General features: G+C 65.1%; 6 protein-coding genes. 3 read left to right on the top strand and 3 right to left on the bottom strand.

The genetic code is table 11. From position 1 onward, the window contains the following. Positions 1-240 precede the first annotated feature (240 nt). Positions 241-774 (top strand): hypothetical protein, encoded by a 534-nt coding sequence (locus Q0139_RS05545; protein WP_298018682.1) that lies wholly within the window; start codon positions 241-243, stop codon positions 772-774. Between the two features lie 19 nt (positions 775-793). Continuing rightward, positions 794-1,399: a hypothetical protein gene (locus Q0139_RS05540; RefSeq protein ID WP_298018679.1), complete on the top strand. Its 606-nt coding sequence runs from the start codon at positions 794-796 to the stop codon at positions 1,397-1,399. Here Q0139_RS05540 and Q0139_RS05535 read toward each other — a convergent pair. The 3 genes from Q0139_RS05535 to Q0139_RS05525 all read right to left on the bottom strand — a co-directional run bounded on the left by Q0139_RS05535 (position 1,388) and on the right by Q0139_RS05525 (position 4,784). Further along, the gene (locus tag Q0139_RS05535; protein ID WP_298018677.1) at positions 1,388-2,059 is read right to left on the bottom strand and encodes a TetR/AcrR family transcriptional regulator; all 672 of its coding nucleotides are present in this window, start codon (positions 2,057-2,059) and stop codon (positions 1,388-1,390) included. The genes Q0139_RS05540 and Q0139_RS05535 overlap by 12 nt on opposite strands. 62 nt (positions 2,060-2,121) lie before the next feature. Then, positions 2,122-3,306, bottom strand: a complete 1,185-nt coding sequence (locus tag Q0139_RS05530; RefSeq protein WP_298018671.1) for an amidohydrolase family protein — start codon at positions 3,304-3,306, stop codon at positions 2,122-2,124. A 293-nt stretch (positions 3,307-3,599) separates the two neighbouring features. Further along, positions 3,600-4,784, bottom strand: coding sequence for an acetyl-CoA C-acyltransferase (locus Q0139_RS05525; RefSeq protein ID WP_298018668.1), 1,185 nt, complete (start codon positions 4,782-4,784; stop codon positions 3,600-3,602). Between the two features lie 147 nt (positions 4,785-4,931). Here Q0139_RS05525 and Q0139_RS05520 point away from each other — a divergent pair, with 147 nt between their 5' ends. Further along, positions 4,932-8,279 carry an amidohydrolase family protein gene (locus Q0139_RS05520; RefSeq protein WP_298018665.1) on the top strand — a complete coding sequence of 1,116 codons (3,348 nt, stop codon included), beginning with the start codon at positions 4,932-4,934 and terminating at the stop codon, positions 8,277-8,279. Positions 8,280-8,358 lie beyond the last annotated feature (79 nt).

Raw genomic sequence — 8,358 nt, 5'->3', positions numbered from 1 at the left:
TGAGCCTGACACGAATCCGCCATCGCGGGTGGCCGACAGCAATCTGGGCGCTTCCTGGCCCGTTCCGGAAATCGGGTTCGCGCACAAACTCGGAAAAGCTCTCGGGTTTGTATGACCTCCCGAATCAGGCCTTAACATTCGGGAAGAATGAGCGATTGCGACGGGCGCGCTCACACAATTGTGCGCCGCGGTCATGTTCCGTAGCCCAGGCAGGTTATGTAACTTTGTGTGGAAGGGGACATGGAGGATGACAATTCGGTCGTAAAGGTCGAAACCACAATGAGATCTCCTTTTTACAATCGTCGTTCCTTTCTTGTATCCGCCGGCCTGGCGAGCGCCTTCACCGCGCTGGAACCCGTCGGGTTGCTCTCGCCAGCGAAAGCCAGCGGACTTGCGCCGACCCGGTCTATGCGCGGCGGCAGCAACAACTACCGACCGAATGCGCCGATGGTCGATCGCCTGGGAACGGGTTTCTGGGTTTCCGGCACAGTTCGCCGCGCAGGCGACGGCGCCCCGCTGAAGGGCGTGCGCATCCAGATCTGGGCCGCGACAACGCTGGGCGGAGAACGGGAATCTAGAAATCACGGCAGCGTGCTGACCGCCGCCGACGGCAGCTTCCGGCTTGAAATGGAGCAGATCATTCCGAACTTCGGCCAGCCGCATGCGCACCTTGCCTATGATGACGGCGCGTACGACACTGTCTTCCTGCGCCCCGTCATGTCGAGCGCAAGCGATACGTCAGTCAGTACGGAGTTTATGCTCGCGCCGGTTTGACGCCGCAGAACGTCCGCCCATGCCGAAATCCGCAAGACGCGCTGTCGCCATCGCGATTTGGGTCGCACTGACGATCGTGATATCCGGACCCGTCCTGATTGCCGCAAACAGCCCGTATCTGGCCTACCGCGACACAGCCTATATCATCGGCGGATTTGCCGGAATCATCGGCCTGTCGCTGCTGTTGAAACAGCTATTGCTCGCCGCGGGATATCTGCCTGGGGCGGAACTGACGACCAAACGCAAATGGCGCAGATGGGTCGGTTCGGCGATCGTGGCGTGCCTATTTCTCCACGTCGGAGGATTGTACATTACGAGCCCGCCGGACACCCTGGACGCGCTTCCGCTTGTCTCGCCTGGCCTTTTCCGTTTACGGAGTGCTGGCGATGCGGGGGATCGTGCTGACTGCGGCCCTCGTCATTCTGCATCACCGTTCGGGATTGCGTTATGCGACGTGGCGTCTTGTCCTAATAGTCTTTCGGCCATCGTCGTTGTTGCGACAGTCCCCCATGCGTTGCAGATCGAAGGCGCAATGGGAATCGTTTCAAAATGGGGGCTTTGCCTCGCCGTGATCATGGCGGGCATGCGCAGCAACGCAAAGCTCGCCGAATCCTCAGCCGGTTGATTCCCGCGACGGCGTCAGCCCGCGAATTCCCGCTTCGACCAGCCGCGCGCAGGTCGCCTGCGCATCATCGGCGTCGAGCTCGCCCGCACGGCATAGCCGCCCCAGCTCCTCGGGTATCGCGCTCATCATCTCGGCCAGCGCCATTGCCTCGCGAGGCAGCAGGGCAAGGTCGCGCCGCGCGATCTGCGCGAGCGCGAGCATGATGCCGATCCTGAAACCGCCGACCTGCGTGCCGATCCGCTTCATCAAATGGCTGTCGCGCAGGATGAAGCGGAGGATCGGGCCGTGCGCGATCACATGCCTCAGATAGACGTCGGCGGTCGCACAACCGCGCTCCACCGCAGTCGCGCCGCGCGCCGCGTGGCGCAGCCCCAACGCCTCGAGCTTCTCGATATGATCCTCGAGCACGGCCGCGACGAGCGCGTCGCGATCGGAGAAATAGGCATAGACAAGGGCACGGCTGGCGCCGACCGCCTCGCTGACGGCGTTGAGCGAGATGGCGGTCGATCCGATGGCGACGATCTGGTCCGCCGCGCTCGCGACAAGTTCGGCCCTCCGATCCTCGGATGGTTTTCGCGCTTCGCCCGCCGTTGATCGCTGCTCCGTCATCGTTTCGGCGACGCTAGGCGCGGGGCAGGCCTCGGGCAAGACTGTGGGCAAGGCCGGGGAACCGTTTCGGGGGATCGACCGAAATATCCGCTGCCCTGGCCTGCCACCGGAGGTTATTCTGCGGCGATCGCCTCGACCGCGGGCGCCATGTTCATAAGCTGCTCGTAGTTGCGGCGATAGAACCGGTCCTTCGCATCCTCGTCGATACCTTCCATCGTTCGTTCGAACTTGCCGATCGGATCCTTGGTCCCTTCGGGATGCGGATAATCGCTCGAAAAGAGGAGCAGGTCCGGTCCGGCATCGCGGATCATGATCCCGACATCCTCGCCCGGGAACGGCGTGAACTTCATCGCGCGCCGGATATAATCCGACGGTTTCAGGTCCATCTCCTGCAGATAGGGATCGGTCCGCTGGAACGATTTGTGCGCATAATCGAGCTGGCGGAGGAAATCGGGCACCCAGCCCGCCCCGCATTCGACGACCGCGCCGCGCAGGTCCGGGAAGCGCTGGAACACGCCGTCATAGACCATGTGCGTCAGGAACATCTGCGGCGCATACCAGAGCGTCATATAGTCGGCGAAGCGCAGATTCTCGCCGCCGCCGTGCAGATCGGGCGCACGCTCGCGGCCGTTGTTCATATAGGCCGAGGGCGGGCGCATCGTGCCGGGGCCGATGTGTAGCGTGAAGGGAATGTCGGCCTCGACCAGCCGCGCCCAGAAGGGATCGTAGTCGGGATGGCCGGGCGAGCGTTCCTTGCCCGGCGGATTCGACGGCAGCAGCACCGCCCCCGCGCCATCGGCGAGCGCGGTTTCGAGGAGTTCGAGCGCGCGCGCCGGATTGTCGAGCGGGATGAAGGCGATGAAGACGAGCCGGTCGTCGGCCGAGCAGAAATCGGCCTGCGCCTTGTTCAGCGCGTAAGACGCCTTGTAGAGCGTGTCTTCGTCCTTCGCACGGCGCACGAGACCGAGGCCGAATGTCGGAAAGACGAGCTGCGATCCGAAACCGAGCGCGTCGAGCGCATGGACGCGCTCGTCCTTGTCGAAGGCGCCATAGCCGGCCCAGCCCTTGTAACCCGCGATGATGTTCTCGCGCGCCTTGGCGTCCTTTTCGGGGTCGGTCTTCCGCTCTTTCGCGGCGTCGATGATGCCGAGAATGCGGTTCCCCGTATCGGCGTCGCCATAGATCGCGCCGAGCGACTCCAGCAAATCCTTGTCGAGATAGGGCGCGAGCCAGTCGCCCGTCTCCATGGTGTGACTGTCAGCATCGTGAATGACGCGCGCATTGGCGTAGCTTTGCATTATATTCGGCCCTCTTCGTCGGATCGTGATTCTACCCGAGTGCCTTTTGGTATTTTACTGGTGTGATTGTCAATGCGGTTGTGCGTGGAGGTATCGCGGCCCGGCCTGCACCGGAAGCATCCATCGGAAGCCGGAATGGCGAGCGTGCTCCGGAATTGCCGCAACATCTTCGATCGTCATTGCGAGGAGCAAAGCGACGAAGCAATCCTGGGCTGCAAGCAATGGCGCCGGTGGCCCTGGATTGCTTCGCTACGCTCGCAATGACGATATTGGGGTGTGCTGGTGCCTTGCTTCTAAACGAGTTCGAGCGCCACCGCCGTCGCTTCGCCGCCGCCGATGCACAGACTTGCGACGCCGCGCTTCAAGCCGCGCTTTTCGAGGGCGTTCAGGAGCGTAGCCATGATCCGTGCGCCCGACGCGCCGATGGGGTGACCCAGCGCGCAGGCGCCGCCGTTTACATTGACCTTGTCGTGCGGGATGCCGAGTTCCTGCATCGCGATCATCGCCACGACGGCAAAGGCCTCGTTGACCTCGAACAGGTCGACATCGTCGATGCTCCATCCGGCCTTTTCGAGCACCTTCTTGATCGCCGGCACCGGGGCCGAGGTGAACTTGCCCGGCTCATGCGCATGGGCGGCATGGGCGACAATGCGCGCCTTGATCGGCATGCCCTTGTCCTTGGCGACGGTTTCGCGCGTCAGCACGAGCGCGGCGGCGCCGTCCGAGATCGATGAGCTGTTCGCCGCCGTCACCGTGCCGTCCTTGGCGAAGGCGGGCTTCAGCGAGGGGATCTTGTCGGGGCGGGCGTTGCCGGGCTGTTCGTCGGTATCGACGGTGATCTCGCCCTTGCGCGTCGTTACCGTGACGGGGACGACTTCGTCGTCGAACGCGCCGCTTTCGATGGCGCTGCTGGCGCGGCTCAGGCTTTCGATCGCATAGCCATCCTGCGCCTCGCGCGTGAACTGGTAATGCTGCGCGGCCTCTTCGGCGAAGCTCCCCATCAAGCGGCCTTCTTCATAGGCATCCTCGAGCCCGTCGAGGAACATCGAATCCTTGATCGCATCATGGCCGATCCGCGCGCCCGAACGGTGTTTCTTGAGGAGATAGGGCGCGTTCGTCATGCTCTCCATGCCGCCCGCGACGATGACGTCGGCGGTCCCGGCCTTGAGCGCGTCATGCGCCATGATAGCAGCCTGCATGCCGCTGCCGCACATCTTGTTGACGGTCGTCGCCTCGGTCGAGATCGGCAGGCCCGCGCCCATCCCCGCCTGCCGCGCCGGCGCCTGGCCGAGGCCGCCGGGGAGCACGCAGCCCATGAAAATCTGCTCGACATCGTCGCCCGACACGCCGGCGCGCTCGATCGCGGCCTTGACGGCGGTCGCGCCGAGCTGCGTCGAGGGAACTTCGGAAAGGCTCCCCTGAAAACCGCCCATCGGCGTACGGGCATATGAGGAAATGACGATGGCATCGGCGGTCATGGGGCAGGTCCTTTTCTGGGAGATTTCGCTGCATCCCAGTTAGTCTTTCGACGACCGGCTTTCCAGTCCGGACGGGCGGCTCTTCCATCCAACGCCCGCTCTGCTAGCGTCGCACCCAACGTATTGCCGTTTCAGGGGAGCCCGCACATGAACATCCGCCTCGTCGTCAGCAGCCTCGCGCTCATCGCCGCCACGCCTGCGCTTTCGCAGGTCGCGCCGCCCGATCCGGAGGCCGATCCGGTCGAGGCGACGGAGACGACCGAGGACGAAGCGCGCGAAGCCGCGGAAGCGGCCGATGTCGCGGCCGGACAGGCTGCGCCGCAACAGCCCGTCCCCGCCGCGCCCGCTGCCGCAGCCGCCGATAGCGACGAATGGGACGTGAACAACCCGCCGCTGCCGCGCCGCACCGTCAATATCGACGTCACCGAGGGCACCTGGATGAACGTCGATGTAAGCCCCGACGGGCGGACGATCGCCTTCGACCTCTTGGGCGATATCTACACCATGCCGATCACCGGCGGCACGGCGACGCCGATCGCCAGCGGCATGGCCTGGGAGGTGCAACCGCGCTTTTCGCCCGACGGGACGCGCATTGCCTTCACCTCCGATCGCGGAGGCGGCGATAACATCTGGGTGATGGACACGTCCGGCGCGAATATGCGGCAGGTCACGAACGAAGACTTCCGCCTCTTGAACCAGCCCGACTGGTCGCCCGACGGCCGCTTCATCGTCGCGCGCAAGCATTTCACGACCGGGCGCTCGCTCGGCACCGGCGAGGTCTGGCTCTATCACGTCTCGGGCGGATCGGGCGTCGCGCTCGTCGAGCGGCCGAACGAGAACCACCAGAAAGATCTCGGCGAACCCGTCTTCGCGCCCAATGGCGACGGCATCTATTTCAGCCGCAACGTCACCTCCGGTCCGATCTTCGAATACGCGCAGGATTCGAACACCGACCTGTTCAACGTCGAGCGCTACGACATGGAGACAGGCGAGCGCGCGACGGTGATCAGCGGCCCGGGCGGCGCGCTCAACCCGCGCCCCTCTCCCGACGGCCGCTACATCGCCTTCGTCCGGCGCGAGCGGACACAGTCGACGCTCTACGTCCACGACCTGCAGACCGGCGCGAACCGCCGCGTCTATGACAATCTCGACCGCGACATGCAGGAAACCTGGACCGTCTACGGCACCTATCCGCGGATGGACTGGACACCCGACAGCCGCAGCATCGTCTTCTGGGCCGATGGGCATATCATGCGGCTCGATATCGCCAGCGGCAGCGCGAGCGAAATCCCCTTCCGCGTCGCCGACACGCGCGAGGTGATCGACCCGCCTCGACCGCAGGTCGAAGTCGCCCCGGCAGGCTTCCAGACGCGCATGCCGCGCTTCGCCAGCGTCTCGCCCAATGGCGGCACCGTGGTCTTCGAGACGCTGGGCCGGCTCTACAGTTGCTCGGTCGCCAACTGCGCGCCGCGCCGGCTGACGAGCCGTAGCGACGGCTTCGAACTCTTCCCGAGCTGGAGCCGCGACGGCAGCCGGATCGTCTATGTCCGCTGGACCGACGAGGGGCTCGGCGAAATCCGCACGATGAGCGCGTCGGGCGGCGGCGACCGCGCCGTCACCACGCGCCCCGGCCATTACCGCCGCCCCGCCTTCTCGCCCGATGGCCGCACGATCGTCTACGAAGCGGGCGAAGGCGGCTTCCTGACCTCACCCGAATATTCGGGCCAGAGCGGCGTCTATATGATCCCGGCGGCAGGCGGCGAAGCGGTGCGGCTGACCGATGGCGGCAGCAGCCCGCATTTCGGCGCCGGCAACGACCGCATCTTCATGACGACGAGCGCCGAGAACAAGCAGCGGCTCGTCAGCGTCAACCGGACCGGCGACGATGAACGCATCCATGCATCGGGCGAACTCGTCACGCATTACATGGTCGCGCCCGATGGCGAATATTTCCTGTTCCAGCAGGATTATAACGGCTTCGTCATGCCGCTGCTCCCGGGCACGCAGGACATCAACGCCGCGATGGAGGGCACGGGGCTTCCGGCCGTCCGTATCGGCGACGAGGGCGTCACCTATCCGAGCTGGAGCAATGACGGATCGCGGCTGCACTGGACGCTTGGCCCGACGCTCTACTCGATTTCGACGAATGGCCTCTTCGCCTCGGCGCCGCCCGCCGAAGGGCAGGAACGCGCCGAATTCGTGCCGCCCGAAACCGGCACCTCGCTCTCCATCCCCGTCAGCGCCGACCAGGCATCGGGCCGCATAGCGCTGACCGGCGCGCGGATCGTCACCATGGCGGGCGAGGATGGCGGCGTGATCGAGAACGGCACGATCGTGATCAACGGCAACCGGATCGAGGCGGTCGGCCCGACCGCGGCGATGACGATGCCCGCCGGCATCCGCACCGTGGACGTCGCCGGCGCGACGATCGTCCCGGGCTTCGTCGATGGCCATGCGCACGGGTCGCAGGGCGTCGACGACATCATCCCCGAGACCAATTGGGACATGGTGGCGACGCTGGCCTTCGGTGTTACGACCTATCACGACCCGTCGAACACGGCGTCGGAAATCTTCCCGGCGAGCGAGATGCAGCGGGCGGGAATGATCCTCTCTCCGCGCCTCTTTTCGACCGGCGAGATCGTTTACGGCGCGCGCAGTCCCAGCCGCTATGCGCTGATCAACAGCTATGACGATGCGCTCGACCATGTTCGGCGGCTTCGCCTGCAGGGCGCGCACTCGATCAAGAATTACAACCAGCCGCGCCGCGATCAGCGCCAGCAGGTCGTCGCCGCGGCGCTGGCCGAGAATATCGCGGTCGTCGCCGAGGGCGGGTCGCTGTTCGGCATGGACATGACGATCATCCAGGACGGCAACACGACGCTCGAGCACAATATCCCGCAGGCGGCGCTCTACGAGGATGTGCTGAGCTTCTTCAGCCAGACGCGGGTCGGCTACAACCCGACGCTCGTCGTTACCTATAGCGGGCTGGCCGGCGATCCCTATTGGCGCGCGCATAGCGATGTCTGGACGCATCCGATCCTCTCGCGCCACGTGCCGCCCCGGCAGCTCCAGTCGCGCTCGGTCCGCCGGACGATCGCGCCCGAAGAGGATTATGTCGACGATGAGAGCGCCGCACAGGCGCTCGCGCTGATGGAACGCGGCGTGCCCGTTTCGATCGGCGCGCACGGGCAGGAAGAGGGGCTGGCCGCGCATTGGGAAATGTGGAGCTTCGTGCGCGGCGGCATGAGCCCGCTCCAGGCGCTGCAGGCGGCGACGATCATGCCCGCGCAGATCTACGGCTTCGACCGGGACATCGGCAGCCTCGAGCCCGGCAAGCTCGCCGATCTCGTCGTCCTCAATGCCAATCCGCTCGACGATATCGGGAACACGGACGAAATCCGTTACGTCATGCTGGGCGGACGGATGTACGATCCGATCACGATGAACGAGGTCGAAACCGGCAACCGGCAGCGCGCGCCCTATTTCTGGGAGTAGCGTCAGGGAGATACGACGAACCGACTCTGGCGTGCGACGCATTGCGGCGCGTCCACACTTCGTTCACTGCGCCGCGCGC

It is taken from the genome of uncultured Parasphingopyxis sp. (assembly GCF_937129435.1).
GTDB lineage: Bacteria > Pseudomonadota > Alphaproteobacteria > Sphingomonadales > Sphingomonadaceae > Parasphingopyxis.
Note: the sequence above shows the minus strand (reverse complement) of the source record. Positions and strands in the feature narration are given on the sequence as shown.

Coding starts and splice junctions, on each gene's coding strand:
- Q0139_RS05545 (WP_298018682.1), top strand. CDS start 241: ATGGAGGATGACAATTCGGTCGTAAAGGTCGAAACCACAATGAGATCT.
- Q0139_RS05540 (WP_298018679.1), top strand. CDS start 794: ATGCCGAAATCCGCAAGACGCGCTGTCGCCATCGCGATTTGGGTCGCA.
- Q0139_RS05530 (WP_298018671.1), bottom strand. CDS start 3,306: ATGCAAAGCTACGCCAATGCGCGCGTCATTCACGATGCTGACAGTCAC.
- Q0139_RS05525 (WP_298018668.1), bottom strand. CDS start 4,784: ATGACCGCCGATGCCATCGTCATTTCCTCATATGCCCGTACGCCGATG.
- Q0139_RS05520 (WP_298018665.1), top strand. CDS start 4,932: ATGAACATCCGCCTCGTCGTCAGCAGCCTCGCGCTCATCGCCGCCACG.